The organism is Oleiagrimonas sp. MCCC 1A03011 (assembly GCF_003267965.1).
GTDB classification, from domain to species: domain Bacteria; phylum Pseudomonadota; class Gammaproteobacteria; order Xanthomonadales; family Rhodanobacteraceae; genus Oleiagrimonas; species Oleiagrimonas citrea.
Genome location: NZ_MSPY01000002.1, coordinates 339,840 through 357,708 on the forward strand (window position 1 = coordinate 339,840; position 17,869 = coordinate 357,708).

20 protein-coding genes are annotated in these 17,869 nt (G+C 65.1%); 8 read left to right on the forward strand and 12 right to left on the reverse strand.

Features of this window, described 5'->3' with window-relative positions; translation table 11 throughout:
- Positions 1-39 precede the first annotated feature (39 nt).
- The 7 genes from BTJ49_RS05130 to BTJ49_RS05160 all read right to left on the reverse strand — a co-directional run bounded on the left by BTJ49_RS05130 (position 40) and on the right by BTJ49_RS05160 (position 8,753).
- Positions 40-1,125 carry a beta-eliminating lyase-related protein gene (locus BTJ49_RS05130; protein WP_113064289.1) on the reverse strand — a complete coding sequence of 362 codons (1,086 nt, stop codon included), beginning with the start codon at positions 1,123-1,125 and terminating at the stop codon, positions 40-42.
- 104 nt (positions 1,126-1,229) lie between these two features.
- The gene (locus BTJ49_RS05135; protein WP_113064290.1) at positions 1,230-2,546 is read right to left on the reverse strand and encodes a GGDEF domain-containing protein; all 1,317 of its coding nucleotides are present in this window, start codon (positions 2,544-2,546) and stop codon (positions 1,230-1,232) included.
- Complete coding sequence (locus BTJ49_RS05140) at positions 2,543-3,424, reverse strand: hypothetical protein (protein ID WP_168184671.1); 882 nt, start codon at positions 3,422-3,424, stop codon at positions 2,543-2,545. Before BTJ49_RS05140 ends, BTJ49_RS05135 begins: the two co-directional genes overlap by 4 nt.
- A gap of 125 nt (positions 3,425-3,549) precedes the next feature.
- Positions 3,550-5,055, reverse strand: coding sequence for a tryptophan halogenase family protein (locus tag BTJ49_RS05145; RefSeq protein WP_113064292.1), 1,506 nt, complete (start codon positions 5,053-5,055; stop codon positions 3,550-3,552).
- Between the two features lie 177 nt (positions 5,056-5,232).
- Positions 5,233-6,270, reverse strand: coding sequence for a hypothetical protein (locus BTJ49_RS05150; RefSeq protein ID WP_205300798.1), 1,038 nt, complete (start codon positions 6,268-6,270; stop codon positions 5,233-5,235).
- A 395-nt stretch (positions 6,271-6,665) separates the two neighbouring features.
- Positions 6,666-7,886, reverse strand: a complete 1,221-nt coding sequence (locus BTJ49_RS05155; protein WP_113064293.1) for an MFS transporter — start codon at positions 7,884-7,886, stop codon at positions 6,666-6,668.
- Positions 7,887-8,162: 276 nt separating this feature from the next.
- Positions 8,163-8,753, reverse strand: coding sequence for an NAD(P)H-dependent oxidoreductase (locus BTJ49_RS05160; RefSeq protein ID WP_113064564.1), 591 nt, complete (start codon positions 8,751-8,753; stop codon positions 8,163-8,165).
- A gap of 378 nt (positions 8,754-9,131) precedes the next feature.
- Between BTJ49_RS05160 and BTJ49_RS05165 the strand changes: the two genes are divergently transcribed.
- Positions 9,132-9,953 carry an arginine deiminase-related protein gene (locus BTJ49_RS05165; protein WP_113064294.1) on the forward strand — a complete coding sequence of 274 codons (822 nt, stop codon included), beginning with the start codon at positions 9,132-9,134 and terminating at the stop codon, positions 9,951-9,953.
- A 34-nt stretch (positions 9,954-9,987) separates the two neighbouring features.
- On the opposite strand, the gene bla is transcribed toward BTJ49_RS05165, so the two are convergent.
- Together bla and BTJ49_RS05175 are read right to left on the reverse strand one after the other, a co-directional pair.
- A complete protein-coding gene (gene bla, locus BTJ49_RS05170) occupies positions 9,988-10,884 on the reverse strand; it encodes a class A beta-lactamase (protein ID WP_113064295.1) in 897 nt (298 codons plus the stop codon).
- 224 nt (positions 10,885-11,108) lie between these two features.
- The gene (locus BTJ49_RS05175; protein ID WP_113064296.1) at positions 11,109-11,399 is read right to left on the reverse strand and encodes a helix-turn-helix transcriptional regulator; all 291 of its coding nucleotides are present in this window, start codon (positions 11,397-11,399) and stop codon (positions 11,109-11,111) included.
- Positions 11,400-11,598: 199 nt separating this feature from the next.
- Here BTJ49_RS05175 and BTJ49_RS05180 point away from each other — a divergent pair, with 199 nt between their 5' ends.
- Both BTJ49_RS05180 and BTJ49_RS05185 read left to right on the forward strand, forming a co-directional pair.
- On the forward strand, positions 11,599-12,144 hold the full coding sequence (locus tag BTJ49_RS05180; protein ID WP_146742279.1) for a hypothetical protein: 546 nt from the start codon (positions 11,599-11,601) through the stop codon (positions 12,142-12,144).
- Between the two features lie 122 nt (positions 12,145-12,266).
- Complete coding sequence (locus tag BTJ49_RS05185; RefSeq protein WP_113064298.1) at positions 12,267-13,394, forward strand: acyltransferase; 1,128 nt, start codon at positions 12,267-12,269, stop codon at positions 13,392-13,394.
- A gap of 289 nt (positions 13,395-13,683) precedes the next feature.
- Here the strand turns inward: BTJ49_RS05185 and BTJ49_RS05190 are convergent, their stop codons facing one another.
- Both BTJ49_RS05190 and BTJ49_RS05195 read right to left on the reverse strand, forming a co-directional pair.
- On the reverse strand, positions 13,684-14,109 hold the full coding sequence (locus BTJ49_RS05190) for an organic hydroperoxide resistance protein (RefSeq protein WP_113064299.1): 426 nt from the start codon (positions 14,107-14,109) through the stop codon (positions 13,684-13,686).
- 73 nt (positions 14,110-14,182) lie between these two features.
- Positions 14,183-14,632, reverse strand: a complete 450-nt coding sequence (locus tag BTJ49_RS05195) for a MarR family transcriptional regulator (protein ID WP_113064300.1) — start codon at positions 14,630-14,632, stop codon at positions 14,183-14,185.
- Between the two features lie 119 nt (positions 14,633-14,751).
- On the opposite strand from BTJ49_RS05195, the gene BTJ49_RS05200 reads away from it, so the two are divergent.
- From BTJ49_RS05200 to BTJ49_RS05220, 5 genes are all read left to right on the forward strand, one after another.
- Positions 14,752-15,141, forward strand: coding sequence for an MAPEG family protein (locus tag BTJ49_RS05200; protein ID WP_113064301.1), 390 nt, complete (start codon positions 14,752-14,754; stop codon positions 15,139-15,141).
- Between the two features lie 10 nt (positions 15,142-15,151).
- Positions 15,152-15,856, forward strand: a complete 705-nt coding sequence (locus tag BTJ49_RS05205) for an SDR family NAD(P)-dependent oxidoreductase (RefSeq protein WP_113064302.1) — start codon at positions 15,152-15,154, stop codon at positions 15,854-15,856.
- Positions 15,857-15,917: 61 nt separating this feature from the next.
- Positions 15,918-16,115 (forward strand): CPXCG motif-containing cysteine-rich protein, encoded by a 198-nt coding sequence (locus BTJ49_RS05210; protein ID WP_113064565.1) that lies wholly within the window; start codon positions 15,918-15,920, stop codon positions 16,113-16,115.
- A 27-nt stretch (positions 16,116-16,142) separates the two neighbouring features.
- Positions 16,143-16,802, forward strand: a complete 660-nt coding sequence (locus BTJ49_RS05215; protein WP_113064303.1) for a dienelactone hydrolase family protein — start codon at positions 16,143-16,145, stop codon at positions 16,800-16,802.
- A 9-nt stretch (positions 16,803-16,811) separates the two neighbouring features.
- Positions 16,812-17,225 (forward strand): hypothetical protein, encoded by a 414-nt coding sequence (locus BTJ49_RS05220; protein ID WP_113064304.1) that lies wholly within the window; start codon positions 16,812-16,814, stop codon positions 17,223-17,225.
- On the opposite strand, the gene BTJ49_RS05225 is transcribed toward BTJ49_RS05220, so the two are convergent.
- Entirely contained in the window at positions 17,210-17,749 is a 540-nt protein-coding gene (locus BTJ49_RS05225) for a cytochrome b (RefSeq protein ID WP_168184672.1), read from the reverse strand. The genes BTJ49_RS05220 and BTJ49_RS05225 overlap by 16 nt on opposite strands.
- Positions 17,750-17,869: the final 120 nt, after the last annotated feature.

A 17,869-nucleotide genomic window follows, 5' to 3' on the forward strand; every position in this document is an offset into this window, starting at 1 on the left:
CACTTGCCGCGTGTCGGCGGGCGCGGCAGGCGCCCCGGGTCAGGCGCGAATGAATGTCAGGAAGTGGGCGATGTGCTCCATGGCGTCGGCGATGACATAGCGATCCGAGGCCGGCCCCATCTCGATCTCGGCCATGGCGTAGCCGGTCAGTGGCGCTTCGCCGAAGCGTTCGAACAGCCATGTCTTGCGCTCGTGCGCGAAGCGGCGATGCTGCTCGGTCAGCGCCGCGGGCGTACCCGGCAACCAGACTTGGAAGGCGTTGGTGTGCGGACGCCGGGGATGCACGATCAGGTCCGGAAGCTTGTTCAGCGCGTCCGCCAGCTTGCGTGCGCGTTCGACGTAGGAGGGCAGGTGCGGTGCACGCTGCTCCAGCCCGTCCAATGCCGCGATGGCATAGGGATAGGCCGTGAACAGATTGCCGCCGTAACGCGTCTTCCACACGCGCAGTGTGCGAATGAAGGACTCGCTTCCCGCCACCAGCGCACCGCCGAGGCCGCCGAGTCCCTTGTAGTAGGAAACGTAGACGCTGTCGGCCAGTGCGGTCAGCTCGGCTTCGGTCACGCCATACCCGGCGGCGGCTTCCCACAGGCGTGCACCGTCGAGGTGCAGCGGCACGTCGTGCTCGCGGCACCAGGCGGAGATGGCGTGGAGTTCGTCGAGATCGGGAAGCAGATATCCGACCCGGCGCAGAGGCAGTTCGACCACCACGGCGGCCAGCGGTTCGGTCACGTCTTCCAGCATGGCGGTCGTGAACGGTGCGTGATGACCGAGGCGGATGGCGTGCAGGTCGGCGACGCGCTCGATGGCGTCGGATTCGTCCATGCCGAGGTGGCTCAGCGGATGGATGACGACGTTGCGGCAGTTGCGCGCCTCGGCATAGGCGCGCAGCACGCACAACTGCGCGGTCACGCCCTTGATGAAGAAAAGGCCGGTTTCCTTGCCGAGGCGGTCGGTGGTGACGGCTTCGAGACGCTCGACCGCGCCGCCTTCCCCGTACAGGTCGATGCCGTCCTCGGAGGCTGCGTGGCGGGCCAGTCGGTTCAGGGTTTCGGCGGCGCTGGGCGGCGACAGTCGCGAGAGCACAAAGGTGCAGGCCTGCTTGAGCGCTTGATCGTTCGGGGTCATGAAGTCGTCCGGATTACGGGGGCGGACGCAGAGTATGAAGCACCGGACGGACCCGGGAAAAATACGGTGTCAGACGGGTATGGAGGAACGGGGATGGGTTCGAATCAGAGCGTCGATTCGTCGTCGACGCAGACGCGATTGCGGCCCGAGTGCTTGGCGCGGTAGAGCTGGGCGTCGGCGCGTGCGATGAGGGCGTCGGGTTTCTCGTCCGGGTGGACCAGTTCGGCCACCCCGATCGAAACCGTGATGGAGATGCGTTCGCCCTGATCGCTCTTGATCACGAGTGCCTCGATCGCTGCGCGCAGCCGCTCGGCCGTGACGGCTGCGCCGCGCCGATCCGAGCGCGGCAGCAGCACGGCGAATTCCTCGCCGCCAAGACGTCCGAGCACATCAATGCGGCGCAGCTGCTCGCGGCAGCATTCGGCGATGCGCACGAGCACGCGGTCACCTGTGGCATGACCGTGGGTGTCGTTGATGCGCTTGAAGTGGTCGACGTCGAACATCAGCACGGTCATGGCGGCGCCGCCGCGCTGCGCACGTGCAAGTTCCTGGTCCAGCAGTGCGAGGAACTGGCGTCGCGAACAGACGCCGGTGAGGCTGTCGGTGTTGGCCAGTTCCTGCAACTGGCGGCTTTTTTCTTCCAGTTGGCGCGTTTTGTCCTCCAGGTCGGCGGTGCGTGCCCGGACCAGTGACTCCAGGCGCTCACGGTGCTGCTGCAATTCGCGCTCGTGACGGACGCGTACTTCGAATTCCTCGAGCATGCGCTCGCGCATCTGATTGAGGGCCTGTGCGACCAGATCGAGGTCGTCCGCATGTCGACTGGGACGCTTCGGCCATTCCAGAGGGGTCTGCAAACGCTCGATGTCCAGTTCGCTTGCGTAGGTGGCCATGGTTTTGAGGCGTTGTGTCACCCAGCGGCGGAACAACCACAGCAGCAGCAGCGACATGCTCAGCAGTGCAGCGGTCGTGGTCAGCAATTCGCGTGCGATGGCGTTGCGCAGCCGCGTCATTGTGCTGCGGCTGTCGATGACGACGCGCAGCGTGCCGAGATCGAAACGTTGGCCGTCGTCGTGGATCAGCGGATAGCTGCGCTCGAGTAGCACCGGGGCATCGGCCTGCCCGCGGGTCACATGCCGTCCTTCGCTGTCGAGTTGCACGTAGCCGATACCGGGAGTGTGGGCCAGTGCATCGAGCAGCAGGCGGGTACGGCCGCGGTCGACCTGCCAGAGTCCGGCTTCCAGGCTCGGCACCAGGCTTTGCCGAATCTCGTCGAGTTGCTCCCGTGCACTCTCGACCTGGTTGCGGTAGATCTCATGGACTTGAAGGGCGGTCACAGCCACGGAAACGATGAGTCCGAGCAACACCGTGGCGGCAGCCAGCCGCAGACTGATCGAATGTCGATTCTTCGCGCGGGCGGTCATGGGCGCTTTTCCGGGTGGAACCACAGGTTGTGACGTTGCAGCGGAGCATCGCGCGGGAAATCCGGATTACGCAGTTCGATGATATGGCGTCGGGCCAGACCGAGTCGGGCGAGATCCCGGTCGTAGGTGCGGTGGAACAGGCGCAGCAGGCTGCCATCGTCGAGGCTGCGCTCTAGGCCGAGGCGGATGGCGTCGGCCAGCGCCGTGTTGCGCGGGTTGACGAAGAAATACAATGCAGAGGGATAGTGCAGCAGCAGATGCGGTTCGAGTTCGATCGGCAGTGCCGCGTTGTGCACCCGTTCACCGTCGACCTCGGCGATCGATCGCGGGAAGTAGTCGATGTGGCGGCGAGCCAGCATCTGGAACAGGCCTTCATAAGTTGCCGCGGCGTCGACGCGCAGACCGTTAGCGCGAAGAATGGCCAGATCTGGCCAGTCATGTCCCTGCCCGCCACGCAAGTCGGAGAGTTCGTGCAAGGTCTTGATGTCTGCGAAACGCGCACGATCGCCGCGATGAATCAGCAGTACGCGCCAGCCGATCATGCCGCGGTCGATGGGGAATCGGATGGCGCGCAGGTGTCGCTCGCGTTCGCGGGTGGTGACGGTCCATACGACATCGAGGGCGCGTCCGGCTTCGAGCATGCGCAGGCTGCGTGCTTGCTGCATGTCGGTGTGGCTGGGATGCAGCCGATAGGCGACGCCGCTGTGGGCAAGTGCCAGCCGCAGGACTTCCAGAGGATACCGTTGGCGCGCGTCCTGCTGCGATTCGGCGCGCGGATAGATCACGCGCAAGGGGCGTGCCGCCCATGCGCTGGCCGATGTCAGCAGCGCAGCGCAAGCGAGCAAAAGTGTCCGCAGGCAGCGCCGGCTTGATCGCATGCAATACATCCTGTGCTTTGAAGGCCGGGTGATCCAGCGCCGCTGTGCGAGGCGAGGTGTGCCATCGCGACGCATCCACGGACCCTATCATCAAACTGCGGCGCAGACCGTGCGCCGCAGTTTGACTATTTCCCCGGTTGCGCGCGGCAGTAACGGTCGATGTACTCGCGTTGCGTGGGCATGGCATCGACGGCCTGGCCGATCACGTCGCGCAGACCGGCGAGGATCTGCGGGGCGTCGACTTCGCTGCGCAGGTCGACCAGTGGGTCGTATCGCTCGGGCCAGACCTCCTGGCCGACGAGGACCGCCAGCCAGTTCGGATTCTGGAACAGTTCGTGGTTCTCCGCGACCAGGCGCCCATGGCCACGAAAATGTGCCAGCTTGTAGGCCAGTGGTTGCGGGATATCCATGCGTGCAACGTGGCGCCACATCGGTTCCTCGCGTTGAGTGGCACAGTAGTGAAGGATCAGGAAATCGCGCACGCGCTCGTATTCCTGGCCCGTCAGCCGATTGAATTCCGCCGTGGTGTACGGATCGAAGTCGCGGTCCGGGAACAGCGCCAGCAGGCGTGTGACGGCGGACTGGATCAGATGGATGCTGGTTGATTCGAGCGGTTCGAGGAAACCGGCGGAAAGGCCGATGGCGACGCAGTTTCGATGCCAGAAGCGTCGCCGTCGGCCGGTCGTGAAGCGCAGCAGGCGCGGTTCGGTCAGGGCGGGGGCTTCCAGGTGATCCATCAGCGTGGCGGTGGCTTCGTCATCGCTGATGTAGTGGCTGCAGTAGACGTGTCCGTTGCCGACGCGGTGCTGCAGCGGAATGCGCCATTGCCAGCCCGCGGCGTGCGCGGTGGAGCGGGTGTAGGGCACGAAGGCTTCGCCGTGCTCGCACTGCACGGCCACCGCGCGGTCGCAGGGCAACCAGTGCCGCCAGTCCTCGTAGCCGGCGTGCAACGCGCCCTCGATGAGCAGTCCGCGAAAACCGCTGCAATCGATGAACAGATCGCCTTCGAGATGTTCGCCGCTCTCCAGCGTCACGCGGTCGATGAACCCATCCTCGCGCAGCTGCACGCAGGTGACCCGGCCTTCGGTACGGCGCACGTTGTGCTGCTCGGCATAACGACGCAGGAATGTCGCATACAGGCCCGCATCGAACTGATAGGCGTAGTCGAAGGTGGACAGTACCTGGCGTGGATCTTTCGACGGCGTCATGAACTTGCCGGCGCGTGCGGCCATCCAGGCCAGGGCGTAGTCCTCCAGCGGCGTCGCGTCGCCGCGCGTCCGTTCGCGCAGCCAGTAGTGGTGCAGGGGCACCTTGTCGAACTCGGCGCCGAACTGGCCGAACGGATGGAAGTAGCGGTGGCCCTTGCGTGACCAGTCGACGAATTCGATGCCGAGTTTGAAGGTGCCCTGGGTGGCGGTGATGAAGGCGTTCTCGTCGATGCCCAGGCGCTGGTTGAACAGCTTGATCGGCGGAATCGTCGCCTCGCCCACGCCGATGGTGCCGATGCGATCGGACTCCACGAGATCGATGCGGCAGTTGCCCTGCAGCGCCTGGCCCAGGGCGGCGGCGGTCATCCAGCCGGCCGTGCCGCCGCCGACGATGACAATGCGCCGGATACGTCTGTCGTTCATGTGGCCGTGTTCCGCCCGTTGCGATGAGGTGACGCGGTCATTGTAGGAAGCGTCACCGCGTTTACAAACGACGCGGAGAACCGCTTGTCGCGAAGCCGTGGATGCGTTCGGTGCGGACATAAAAATGCCGGCGATGCACGAGGCATCGCCGGCGCCGATCACGAGGGGAATTCGCGATCAGTACGACAACACGCAACCGCCTGCGCCGCTATTAAAGGCGTTGCTCCACAGCGATTGCACCGGGTAGGTGGTGCCGCCGGAGAGCGTGACGTTTGCGGATGCGCCTTGACCGGAGGAAATCCAGGCGCACTTGTCGCCGTTCTCTGCGCCGCTGCCGTCGATCCAGCCGCTGCTCGGGAACTGGTCCGAAATCGTTTCGGCCAGCTCATGACCTTCGACGATGGTGATGCCGGCCTTCGAACCCAGGCCATTGAAGTTGGCGCCGCAGCTCGCGCCGGCGTCGGTCATGTACGGCAGGTTGGTGTAGGCCACGTTGCCGTACGAGGAGCTGCTGTAGCTGTGGTACGCGCAGTACTGCGTGCCGAAGCCGGACGCGCTGTTGCCGGTCGCGGTGGCAATCACGTACTGGGTGCTGGCGTTGCTACCGGACGACGTGTTGCCGAAGTGCGCGGCGGCCTTGACCGCTTCGGCAGCCAGCTGCGACTGCGTCGGATGGCTCGGCGCGGCCGAGCTGTTGTCGAACCACACGTTCTGATAGATGTTCAGCGGATTGCCGGCTGCGGTGCCTGCACCGTTGCAGAACTCGGTGCCGCTGCTCACGCCCTGGCAGTACTGCGTGACGCTGTTCAGCCAGGAGCTGCCGCCGACGCTGCCGAGGAAGGACTCGAGGATCGAGACTTCGCCGCTGGGATCATTGTTGTTCCACTGCGAACCCCAGACCACCAGATAGACCTTCGGCGAAGTTTCCACACCGATGCCGCCGGTGCCGCCCTGGTAGATCAGGTTGTTGGTGGTGGTGGAGCCGCCACCGTGATTGCCGCCCTTGGCCTGGCCGCGGTTCGGATGCTGCGCGCGCCAGGCATCCATCGCATCCACGGTCGGATGCACGATGGCCACCGGCTGACCCTGTTCGAGCAGGCGGACGCCGCCAGGCGTGCCTTCGTAGTTCATGGGAGTGGGCGGCTTGGCCGCGAAGCTGGCGCTGGCCAGCAGGGTCAGCGAAAGGGCGGTCAGGATTTTTCCTGTGGATTTCATAAGGCTTCTCCTTTGAATGCGTCGAATAAGTTGATGTCCGATCACAGGCCGAACGAAGACACGCCGATGCAAACGCTCGACGAGCCGTTCGGCTCAAGTCGGTTCCCGCATTCACGCCTTCCTACTTAAGGCTTTTTCATATGCAAACTGCCCCCAGCCTTTCCGCGGCGTGAAACATAAGAGCGCGGACGCGCGCAACGAGCGGTCTCTCTAGGCGGAGACATACGCTGCGCGCAGGGGGATATAGCGGGATATTGCTTAGTATCCGCTTAGTTCGGTTTGGCGAGCTGCCGAGAAGGGGATGCAGTTCGCAGCGACGGACGTCGAGCGAAACCGGGGCGAGCGCGGCCATTGATGCAGCGGGAACTATCCGAAAAGCGTGCGCGTTCGGAGCGTCAGGCGGGGGCGCGTTCGAGGTCCGCATCGAGTGTGCGGCGCGATTCCGACCAGCGCATGGCGAGCCAGATCGCCACACCGCCGAGGGCCAGGGCGACGCCGACGCCCCCGGTCGCGCGCCAGCCCCATCCGGCTGTGAGCGCCATGCCGGCCAGCCACGGTCCGAGTGCGTTGGCCATGTTGAAGGCCGCATGGTTCATCGCGGCGGCGAGCGTCTGGGCGTTGCCGGCCACGTCCATCAGCCGCGTCTGCAAGGGCACGACCAGACCGCCGCCCAGGCCGATGATGAACAGCGAAGTGCCCATGAGGACGACGTTGCCGATCGAGAATGCATAGAAACCGCAGGCCAGACCCAGCACGATCTGCAGCGCCAGGGCGGCCTTCAGAAGGCGGCCGCCGGAGAATGCGCCGGCCACGATGTTGCCCAGCGTGGTGCCGACGCCGTAGATCATCAGAATGACGGACACGCCCCATGCCGGCGCATGCGTGGTCGCCAGGAAGGCTGCGCTGAAATAGGTGTACACCGCGAACATGCCACCGAAGCCGATGGCGCCCATGGCCAGCGTCAGCAGCACGTCGCGATTGCGGAAGGCGCCGATCTCGGCCAGCGGATGTGCGTCGGGATGCGGTCCCTTGTACTGTGCGGTGCGCCAGACCATGATCACGGTGAGACAGGCCAGCGCCGCGACCATCGCGAAGCCGGTACGCCAGCCAAGCAGCTGGCCGAGGTAGTTGACCACCGGGACACCCACGATATTGGCAATGGCCAGGCCCAGAATGACCTGACTGACGGCCTGTGCGCGTCGGTGCTTCCCGGCGATGTCGGCGGCGAACAGCATCGCGATGCCGAAGAACGCGCCGTGCGGCAGGCCGCTGAGGAAACGCGCCAGATCCATCGTCCACATCGAGGGCGCCAGCGCAGTCAGCAGGTTGCCGATGGCGAACACACCCATCAGGGCCAGCAGTACGTGCTTGCGAGGCAGTCTCGAGGCGAACATCGCGATCAGCGGTGCGCCGATGACCACGCCCAGCGCGTAGGCGCTGATGGCGTGTCCGGCCACGGCTTCGGACGCGTGGAACTCCGCGGCGAAGTACGGCAGCAGACTCATGGCCGCGAATTCACCCGCGCCGATGGCGAAGGCGCCGGAGGCGAGCCAGAAGATGATCACGGCCAGGCTGGACCCGGCTGAAGTGGAGGGCGATGCGGTGTGACGCGTCATGGGGAACGGGGACGTGGTGGCGTGTGCATGAATCGAGTGCGCGAGCGACGTGCACGGTGGATGGTGGCGCTGGCCGTGGCATCGCACGTCGCGGACTGGGTGGTCCCGCGGAGCGGTCGCTCGGTGCAAGAAAGATTCGCAACGCGTCGGGCTTCACGTCTGCGCAGGACGCGAGGCCATGTGTCGACGGATCGCATGAACGCTCATGGTACCGCAGCCGGTCGCGTCGGCCGGGAAGCAAAGTGCATAACCGGCGCGTGCCTCGGCGTGAGCCGGTCAGTACGGCGGCTTGCGGCGCTGACGCTGCAGGCGCGCGGCTTCGGTCCACCAGGCCAGGTCGTCTGCAAAGCGCGCGAACGATTGTTCCAGGAACGCGCCGGCCTCGCCCTGCGGCCGGCCTTCGGTGTCGAGCGTCTGGCCGACCGAGCCGACCAGCACGGTGCTGGAGATCACGACCATGCCCATTTCAGACAGGGTGCCGTGCCAGAGCAGGTTGGCGCGCGCGCCGCCCAGTCGCCCGGCCGAATAGCTGACGATTCCGGCGGGACGCCAGAACCATTCCTCGAGGAAGTGATCGGTGAGGTTCTTCAGTCCGGGCTGCATGCCCCAGTTGTATTCCCCGGTCACGAACACGAAACCATCGGCCGCACGGATCTTTTTCGCCAGGGCGTTCATCGCCTCGGGGGCCTCGCCCTCGGCATGCTCCTTGTACATGCGATCGAGCATGGGCAGGTCGATCTGCAAGGCATCGATCAGTTCGGCTTCGGCGCCACGCGCGCGCAGGCCGTGCACGATGTAGTTCGCCAGTCGTATGCCGGCGCGATCGGAGCGGTAGGAGCCATACAGGACGAGAATGCGATCGGACATGGGCGGGCCTTGTGCGAGCGGAGCCGAGGCAGGGGCGAGGTCGTCGTGCAGTTCCATGCCATGATGACACGCACAGTGCATGGAGGCCTCGTGGAGCGTGAGAGCACCTAACAACCAACGGTGATAACGGCATCCGCTGCATTCGTGCAACAAATTATTCAAGGCTTCACGCTGAAATCTGCAGGACAGCGCCCTGCCACTTGAATTGCGGCGTTGAACCGGATCTGTCTGTCTGCATGTCTGCGCTGTACGGGCTGCTCGATCGGCTGCCGGCCCCCTTTGTCCGTATGCCTTGATCCGTTACGGTCGATCTGGCGACACGCATTGGACTTGTCCGCAGGTCCTTGAGTTCGACGATTCCCGCACGAGGAGGTTTGCATGACGCAACGACCCCGCATGTTGATGTGCCCGCCCACGTACTTCGAGGTTTCGTACGTGATCAACCCGTGGATGGCGCGTCATGTCGACGGTGTGCATCGGTCGCGGGCGCAGGCGCAATGGGACGCTTTGCATGCCCTGCTGAGCGCCCGCGCCGAGGTGCGGCTCATCGAGCCTGCGCCGGGCCTTCCGGACATGCCCTTCACCGCCAATGCGGGCGTCGTGCTCGGCGACACGTTCGTCCCCAGCCGGTTCCGTCATGCGCAGCGCAAGGGAGAGGAGCCGCTGTTCGAGCACTGGTTCGCGCAGCAGGGCTACACGATCCAGGCCTTGCCCGAGGGACTTGATTTCGAGGGTGCGGGCGACGCGCTGCTCGATCGCGGACAGTCGCTGCTCTGGATGGGATACGGGCATCGCAGCGACGCGGCGTGTGCCGACATCCTGGGAACCATGCTGGATATCGAGGTGATTCCCTTGAGACTGAGCGATGCGCGTTTCTACCATCTGGATACCTGTTTTTGTCCCCTGCAGAACGGTGCACTGCTGTATCACCCGGCGGCCTTCGATGACGCTTCGCGTGCCTTGATAGAGGAGCGGGTGCCGGCGCACAGGCGTCTCGCCGTCGGCGCGGACGATGCCGCTGCCTTCGCCTGCAATGCGGTGGACGTGAACGATGCGGTGATCCTGAATCGGGCCAGCGATGCGCTGCGCGACGGCTTGCGCGGACTCGGCTACGACGTGATCGAAACGCCGCTGGGCGAGTTCATGAAATCCGGCGGTTCGGCCAAATGCCTGACCTTGCGCCTGGACGAGCCGCGCTGAGTGCGCGGCATCCGTCGGATGTCCGGAAGCACGATCAGCCGCGCAGCGTGACCGCGAGCCGACCGACATCGGCGAGCACGCTCTCGCGGGCCGGTTCCGGTGCGATGGAGCCGGCGTAATAGGCGCAGACCAGCACGGGTTTGCCGTGCGGCGGCTCGATCAGGCCAATGTCGTGGATCTCGTTGGCGGCGCCGCGACCGGTCTTGTCGGCGCAGCGCCAGGCACGAGGCAGTCCTGCGCGCAGCAGTCGCGAGCCGGTTTGGCACGCGCGCATCCAGCCAAGCAGGCGTTGGCGCGAAGCCGGACGCAGCGCTTCGCCGATCAACAGGTCGCGCAGGTCGCTCAGCATGGCCTGCGGGGTGGTGGTGTCGCTGGGGTCGTCGGGCAGGGCGAGATTGAGCGCCGGTTCAGTGCGCGTGAGCAGCGTGACCCGGTCGCCCAGGCTGCGGGCATAGGCGGTCACGGCATCGGGCCCGCCCAGTGCGTTCAGCAGGAGATTGTCCGCGGTGTTGTCGCTGAGGGTGATGGCGGCCTCGCACAAAGCTTCCAGCGTCATGCCGGGAGTGCCGACGTGGCGCCGGGTGACGGGCGCGTAATCGAGGAGGGCTTGATGACCGAAGATCACACGGCGTTGCAGGTCCTCGATGCCGCGGTCCACGCGCGCCAGCAGGGCGGCGACCACCAGCACCTTGTGCGTGCTGCACATCAGGAAACGGTGATCCGCGCGATAGCCGATCTGCCGACCGCTGGCCGTGTCCAGCATCGCCACACCAAGACGACCACCATGACGCTTTTCCAGCGCGGCAAGGCGCGTATGGATGTAGCGACGTGCGTCGAGTTGGCGTCCTTCGGGCGTGTGCGCGCGCACCTGCGGCATGGCCGCCATGCCGGCACCTACCGCTAGGCTTTTCAGAAGTTCACGACGAAGCATGCATGCATTCCCTGATAGCGGCGCGAGGCCGGATGCACGTAGTCTGCGAGGGATTCACGACGGATCGGAGCCGGGACGCGGGCGATTTGCGGGCGCGCAGAGCAGACCCGATGCCGATGTGGAGTGTGTCTCGCTGGGTTTCGGGGAGACGGTCATCCGGATGTAGCGCGGATGGCGTAGATGCCTGTCGATAACGGGCGTGGTAGGTTTTGCGCTAGTCAGGGTCAGGACTTGCGTCGTCGCCTCGGCGGTCGCGTCTCGCTGATTTTGTCCTTGAGGCGTTGTTCGAGCCGCTCGGCAAAGTCGGTGAAGGTGACGCCGTAGATGGCGCCCAGTTCACGGACCTGGACCAGATCCACGCCCCGTTGGCCGACCTCGATGGCCGAGACATAGGTCTGCGGACGCCCCAGCGAAGCGGCGACCTCGGCTTGCGAAAGTCCGGCTTCGAGACGCAGATCACGCAGTAGCGTGACCAATTCGGCATGCTCAGGGGTGTGGATCGAAGCTCTTTTCATGACCGTCGCTCGAAGGTCCGGCCATGGACGTTATTACCCGAGCATGCGTTAGACGAAACAAGAGATGTTACCTGTATAACGTGTATAATCGGAGCTGGATCGGTGGTCGTGCGGAGGGGCGCGATGCATCACTTGCGAACCGCGATCACGGATCGATGTCACATCAAACGCGAATGGAAGGGAATCGGGAGTGTTGGAGATGCACTACCTATCGACGAGGCAAAGGTTTGCGATTCGGTTGACGCTGATCGGGGCGGCGTTGGCGACATGTCTGGCGGCGATACTGATCTGGCCCAAGCTGGATCATGTCATTCAACGGCATGGTGACCTGATGCTCGGCGCGGCCTTGCTGCTGCTCCTGGCGAGTTTGCTGGCGTACCGTTTTCTGTTGCGCTACGAACCCAGGTTTCCGAGCGGATTCCAGGCGTCGGTGCATCACCGGAACATCGCACTGGATCATGCTTCGGACCGGCTCTGGGTGCGCACGCCGGATGCACACGAATACATGCTTCGTAGCGAACAGGTCCGGCATTGGAAGCACGAGTGGACACATGCTGCCAACCGGCTGGGCCTGCAACGCAAGTCCGGCAACCGCATCGTGCTGGAGCTGGAACAACCTCAAGGCGCCCGTATTGGCGTCGATTTCGGGCGCGATCATGTGGCGGCCTCGCAGTGGCAGGCGCGTATCGCGTACTGGAAGCGGCGTGATTTACGCGATCTCGAGGTGCGGCGCACGTCGTTCTAGCGCGAGCCGGTTCGGCATGGCTTCCGGCGCCTGTCATGGCGTCGGCTCGAACCTGCCCGCCATTTGCCCGAATTGCCGACTAGGCTCGCCGCGTGCATCGGGGCACGCGGCAAGGGACAAGCATGCAACGGCAGCCGGGACTGGATCTGCTGCGAGCGATCGCAATTGTCTGGGTAATGGTGTTCCACAGCTATTACGCGGGGGGCTACAGCGGCGGCGGGATATGGCGCTGGAGCGGTTGGATGGGTGTGGACCTGTTCTTCGCGCTCAGTGGGTTCCTGATCGGATCGCAGGTGTTGAAACCGCTGGCGCGCGGCGAGCCGTTCTCGTTCGCCGACTTCTATCTGCGGCGTGCGTTCCGGATTCTGCCGGTGTATCTGCTGGTGCTCGCGATCTATGTGGGCTGGCCCTTTCTGCGCGAAGCGCCGGAGATGCGGCCAACCTGGGAATTCCTGACCTTCAGCATGAATCTGTGGCCGGCGCCGTCGTCCCAGGTGGCGCTTTCGCACGCGTGGTCCCTGTGCGTGGAGGAGCACTTCTATCTGCTGTTTCCGATGTTCGCCGTGGCGCTGGCCTGGCGACCGTCGCCGCGCCGTGTGGTGGCGACATGCATGGTGCTGATGCTCGGCGGCATGCTGCTGCGCGGGATGCTGTGGACCACGGAGGTCGCGCCGCTGCAGGCCGCCGGTCGCGCGGCGGGGCAGGCGTACATGCGCTATCTGTACATGCCGACCTGGGCGCGTCTGGACGATTTGCTGGGCGGTGTGGTGCTGGCCGGTATCCGCTGTTATCGACCACAGCTCTGGTCCTGGCTGCAGGCGCGTGCGTGGGCGCTGCTGATCGTGGGACTGGGTCTGGTGGGGCTGTGCATGGTGTGGTTCGCCGGTCAGCGGCTGGCGTTCGCGCAGAATGTGTTCGGATATCCGCTGCTGGCGCTGGGCATGATGGCGCTGGTGTGCGGCGCGGCCAGTCCGCACAGCATCGTCGGGCGCCGCCGCGTGCCCGGTGCGACCTGGCTGGCACTGGCTTCCTACAGCCTGTACCTGACCCACAAAGCGGTCTACGCCAACGTGCATCGCTGGCTGGGCGCGCGCGTCGAGGGGCATGGGTGGTGGACCGTGCTGGTCTACGCGGTGGCGGTGCTGCTGGTCGGAGCGGTGTTCCATTACGGCGTGGAGCGACCTTTCCTGCGCCTGCGCAGTCGAGTGCGGCATGCCCGGACGCGTGGGTTGTTGGGCGAAACCGGTTGAGCGAAGTACGGAACCGGTCTGTCATGCATCGCGCGTCAGCTGCCTGATGGTGGTGCGTGTCGGGGTGTCGCCGGCGTGAGCGGCGTGGCCCGAACGCATGCGTCCCGTAGCCCGGTTGCCGATGACGAGGGAGGGCTTGAGGTTGCATATGGGGAGGCTCCTTGCGCATCGATAGCCCTTGAATAGCGCGCTATTGAAGAACGGAAAAGCTCGGGCTGTGAGCGGTGCGGGATATCGAGGAGCGAGCCATCGTAATGCGGCGGGCAGACCATTCCGCCCGCCGCAGTGCTCAGATCACGGTCAGGGTGACGTCGATGTTGCCGCGGGTGGCGTTGGAGTACGGGCACACGGTGTGCGCCTTTTGTACCAGGGCCTCGGCGGTTTCGCGCTCCATGCCGGGTAGCTGGATCTGCAGTTCGACCTCGATCCCGAAGCCGGTCGGGATCGGGCCGATGCCGACGTGGCCGGTGATGGCGGTATCGGCCGGCAGGCGCATCTTGTCCTGGGCGGCGACAAACTTCATTGCGCCGAGGAAGCAGGCCGAGTAGCCGGCCGCGAACAGCTGTTCGGGGTTGGTGCCTTCGGCGCCATCGCCGCCCAGCGACTTGGGTGTGGTCAGGCGGATGTCGAGGACTTCGTCCGAGGACACGGCACGTCCGTCGCGACCGCCGGTGGCGGTGGCTTGGGCGCGGTAAAGGACATTTTCGATGTTCATGGAGGTTCTCCGGGGGGAATTGAAATAGCTGGCTATTAAATAGCGCACTATTCAGTTGGCGAAAAGAACGCGATCATGCGCTCTCCGCGAGGTGGTTCCGCAGGCGTTGAAGTTGGTCGCGAAGATCGCCGAGTTCGTCGACGGAGCACTGGCTGGCACAGAACACGGCATCCTGCACGGCGCCTGCCCTGGATTCGAGTTCGCGTCCCTTCTCGGTCAGCGAGACGACCACGTGGCGCTCGTCCTCGCGCGAACGGGCGCGGGTCACCAGGCCAGCGGCATCCATGCGCTTGAGTAGTGGCGTCAACGTTGCCGAATCCAGCTGCAGGCGTTCGCCGATCTCCGAGACACTGCGATGATTCTCCTGCCACAGCACCATCAGCACGAGGTACTGCGAGTAGGTCAGGTTCAGCGGCTTGAGCAGGGTCCGGTAGACCTTGCTCATGGCGAGATTGGCCGCGTACAGCGCGAAGCACAGCTGGGCGTCGAGGCGAGGCGTGTCGTGGCGGGATTTCGTGTTCATGGCTTTGGATAATATATAGCGCGCAATTTAATTGCAAGCGATTTTATATGTGGCACGTACCGGGTGCGGCGATGCATAGTGGCGCCGGGCCATTCCGGCCTGCCGGGGAGGGTAAAGACATGAGTATGACGATCACGATGCTGGCCTGGAGCGTGGTACTGGGCTTGCTGCATATCGCGCTGGCGGCGACGTTCTCGGTCGCCCGCAACGGTCTGGGCTGGGCGCTGAGTGCGCGTGATGTGCCCAAGCCGCCGCTGGATGGCGTGGGCGGTCGGCTGCAACGCGCATCGCTGAATTTCCTGGAGACCTTCGCGCTGTTCGCCGCGGTGCTGCTGGCGGCGCTGGCGATGGGGCGTACCGATGCCGAGCTTGCGCTGGGTGCGCAGTTGTACTTCTGGGGACGGCTCGCCTATCTGCCGCTCTACGCGCTGGGGATTCCCGTGCTGCGCACGCTGGCGTGGGTGGTGGCGATGGTCGGGCTGGTGCTCGTGCTGCTGACGCTGTTCTGAGGATCGACTCGTGCCGCGACTTCACGATCGCGTGATCGCCGTGACCGGCGCCAATCGGGGCATCGGCCTGGCCACGGCGCAGGCGTTGCTGGCGGCGGGGGGGATCGTGTGGGCGGGCGTGCGCGATCCGGTGCGCATGCCCGCGCTACCGGGTATGCAGGACGGATGCGTGCGCAGGCTGGATGTGACCGACGCGATGCAGTGTGAAGCGTTCGTAGCCGATGCGCTCGAACGCTTCGGCCGCCTCGACGGGCTGGTCAACAACGCCGGTGTGCTGCCGGACGAGGGGCTCGATGCGCTGTCGCTGGACGAGGTGACGCTGCGTGAGGTGCTGGAAACCAATCTGCTCGGTGCATGGCGGTTGTGCAAGCTCGTTTTGCCGGCGATGGTGCGTGCCGGTCATGGGCGCATCGTCAACATCGGGTCCGGGTGGGGCGAGGCCTCCGCGGTAGCGGCGCCGGGCACGCCGCCGGCCTACGGGCTTTCGAAGCTGGCGCTGCACGCCGTGACGCGCCAGTTCGCGGCCTGCGTGCCGCCGAACGTCGATGTATGCGTGAACACGCTCGATCCGGGCTGGGTACGGACCGACATGGGCGGCCAGGCGGCGTCGCGTTCGGCGGATGCGCCGGCGAGCGAAATCGTGGCGGCGCTGTTCTCGCCGCCAGGAAGTCCGAATGGTGCGTTGCTGCGACGGGGAACGGTCGTCGAGGCGTGATCGCTGCGGACGCACGGAGTAAGCTGGAAGGCGAATGTCCGCAGGAACGGCGGAGGCCGCCATGAACGAACTGGAACCGGTCGCCGCGACTTGCCCGTATTGCGGCGAGCCGATCGAGCTGACCGTCGATTGCACGGTGGAAACGCAGCGTTACGTCGAGGATTGCGAAGTATGCTGCCGTCCCATCGATGTCGAAGTGCGCGTGCATCGCGCCAGCGGCCTGCCCGAGCTGACGTTGCGTCGGCAGGACGACGTCTGAAAGATCCCCACCCCACAAGGAACCACGATGGCTGAAAAGATTCGACTGCAGGACGGCCCGCCGGCCGTGAACGCATGGATGGCGCAATCGGAGGGCGCGCCCAAGGGGGGTGTGGTGGTCATCCAGGAAATCTTCGGCGTGACCGCGCATATCCGCCGTGTGGTCGACGACTACGCGCAGGCCGGCTACACGGCCATCGCGCCGGCCATCTTCGATTTGGTCGAGCCGGACGTCGAGTTGGCGTACGACGAGGACGGCGTGAAGCGGGGGCTGGAATTCGTCGGCCAGATTTCCTTCGAGGCGGCGCTGGATCTGGTCAAGGCCGCGGCGGACCGGGTCGCGCAGGTCGGCAAGGTCGGCGTGGTTGGGTATTGCTGGGGCGGCACGGTGGCCTATCTGTCGGCATTGCGCCTGGGGCTTCCGGCCGTGAGCTACTACGGCGGACGCAACACGCAGTTCGTGGAAGAGGAGGCGCAGGCACCGCTAATGTTCCACTACGGCGAGCGCGATGCGCACATCAGTGCGGCCGATCGCGACCGCGTGCGCAAGGCCAACCCCGATGCGGAGTTCCATGTGTACCCGGCCGATCACGGTTTCAACTGCAATGACCGCGGGAGCTACGACGAGATTTCCGCGGCGCTGGCGCGCAAGCGCACGCTGGCATTCTTCGCGCAGCATCTGGCCTGATCGCGCCGCATGAATCTGCGCTTTCTCGACATGGGCATGGCCGGCGTGCTGGAAGCGTCATTGATTGCTCTGGCGGCCGGCATCGTGGCCCTGCTTCTGGTACACGTCGTGGTCGGTCGGCGGCTGCGCTGGAGCCACGGCAAGCAGATCGGCTGGGCCTATCTGTTCACGTTGTTGACGGCATGCAGCGCGGACATCTGGAATCTGGTGTACATGGGTATCGTGCCCATGCAGTCGCCGGTGACCATCCAGCGCGTGCTGTCGGGCATCCACGATCCCGATTATCTGGGCATGCGCGTGGTGGGCGAGGTCGTGGCAGCCGGCCTCGGCGTGATGCTGGGCTGGCTGCTGGTCAGCGGTCCTCTGCGCCGGCGAGGGCGCCGGCGCAGCGAGCGAAGGTCAGCGCGTCAGGATTTGCCGTAGAACATCCGTCGCAGCGTGTTGTCCTTGCGTCCCCAGTGATGCCAGAAGGCCATGACGGCGTGGGCGACGACCAGCCACAGGAATACGTTTCCGGCCAGTTTGTGATAGCCGCCCAACTGGTGCGACAGCGCCTCGTTGGGCGACACCATCGTCGGCAACGGGATGCCGAAGAAGGCGATCGCATGGTCGCCGGCCTGCATCATCAACAGGCCCAGGACCGGCTGCAGGACGATCAGCGCGTAGAGCACGGCGTGCATGGCATGTGCAGGGATACGCTGCCAGAGCGGTGCGGGGGGCTCGATGGCCGGTCGCTTGCCGGCCAGGCGCACGATCAGGCGCGGAAGGAACAGGATCAGCACGGCAAGGCCGAACTGCATGTGGAAATACATCATGTTCGAGCGTAACGACGAACCGCGCGGGGCGAATTCATGCAGTTCCACCAGCGCCAACGCGGCGATCACCAGGGCAGCGATGAGCCAGTGGAGATTGCGCAGCCAGAAGCCGTAGCGTGTCGGGTTGTTCATGGTTGGGTCTTCCATTCATGCGGGGCGACTCGGACCGGAGTCGGGCGGCGTGCGCCGCTGCCGGAACGACCCACGAGTCTACTCAAACGCATGAGGCATGCGCAGCGATGACTTCCGGCC

Excerpts from the sequence above, each read along its gene's own strand:
- BTJ49_RS05130 (WP_113064289.1), bottom strand. The coding sequence starts at position 1,125 with ATGACCCCGAACGATCAAGCGCTCAAGCAGGCCTGCACCTTTGTGCTC.
- BTJ49_RS05135 (WP_113064290.1), bottom strand. The coding sequence starts at position 2,546 with ATGACCGCCCGCGCGAAGAATCGACATTCGATCAGTCTGCGGCTGGCT.
- BTJ49_RS05140 (WP_168184671.1), bottom strand. The coding sequence starts at position 3,424 with ATGCGATCAAGCCGGCGCTGCCTGCGGACACTTTTGCTCGCTTGCGCT.
- BTJ49_RS05145 (WP_113064292.1), bottom strand. The coding sequence starts at position 5,055 with ATGAACGACAGACGTATCCGGCGCATTGTCATCGTCGGCGGCGGCACG.
- BTJ49_RS05150 (WP_205300798.1), bottom strand. The coding sequence starts at position 6,270 with ATGAAATCCACAGGAAAAATCCTGACCGCCCTTTCGCTGACCCTGCTG.
- BTJ49_RS05155 (WP_113064293.1), bottom strand. The coding sequence starts at position 7,886 with ATGACGCGTCACACCGCATCGCCCTCCACTTCAGCCGGGTCCAGCCTG.
- BTJ49_RS05160 (WP_113064564.1), bottom strand. The coding sequence starts at position 8,753 with ATGTCCGATCGCATTCTCGTCCTGTATGGCTCCTACCGCTCCGATCGC.
- BTJ49_RS05165 (WP_113064294.1), top strand. The coding sequence starts at position 9,132 with ATGACGCAACGACCCCGCATGTTGATGTGCCCGCCCACGTACTTCGAG.
- bla (WP_113064295.1), bottom strand. The coding sequence starts at position 10,884 with ATGCTTCGTCGTGAACTTCTGAAAAGCCTAGCGGTAGGTGCCGGCATG.
- BTJ49_RS05175 (WP_113064296.1), bottom strand. The coding sequence starts at position 11,399 with ATGAAAAGAGCTTCGATCCACACCCCTGAGCATGCCGAATTGGTCACG.
- BTJ49_RS05180 (WP_146742279.1), top strand. The coding sequence starts at position 11,599 with ATGCACTACCTATCGACGAGGCAAAGGTTTGCGATTCGGTTGACGCTG.
- BTJ49_RS05185 (WP_113064298.1), top strand. The coding sequence starts at position 12,267 with ATGCAACGGCAGCCGGGACTGGATCTGCTGCGAGCGATCGCAATTGTC.
- BTJ49_RS05190 (WP_113064299.1), bottom strand. The coding sequence starts at position 14,109 with ATGAACATCGAAAATGTCCTTTACCGCGCCCAAGCCACCGCCACCGGC.
- BTJ49_RS05195 (WP_113064300.1), bottom strand. The coding sequence starts at position 14,632 with ATGAACACGAAATCCCGCCACGACACGCCTCGCCTCGACGCCCAGCTG.
- BTJ49_RS05200 (WP_113064301.1), top strand. The coding sequence starts at position 14,752 with ATGAGTATGACGATCACGATGCTGGCCTGGAGCGTGGTACTGGGCTTG.
- BTJ49_RS05210 (WP_113064565.1), top strand. The coding sequence starts at position 15,918 with ATGAACGAACTGGAACCGGTCGCCGCGACTTGCCCGTATTGCGGCGAG.
- BTJ49_RS05215 (WP_113064303.1), top strand. The coding sequence starts at position 16,143 with ATGGCTGAAAAGATTCGACTGCAGGACGGCCCGCCGGCCGTGAACGCA.
- BTJ49_RS05220 (WP_113064304.1), top strand. The coding sequence starts at position 16,812 with ATGAATCTGCGCTTTCTCGACATGGGCATGGCCGGCGTGCTGGAAGCG.
- BTJ49_RS05225 (WP_168184672.1), bottom strand. The coding sequence starts at position 17,749 with ATGAACAACCCGACACGCTACGGCTTCTGGCTGCGCAATCTCCACTGG.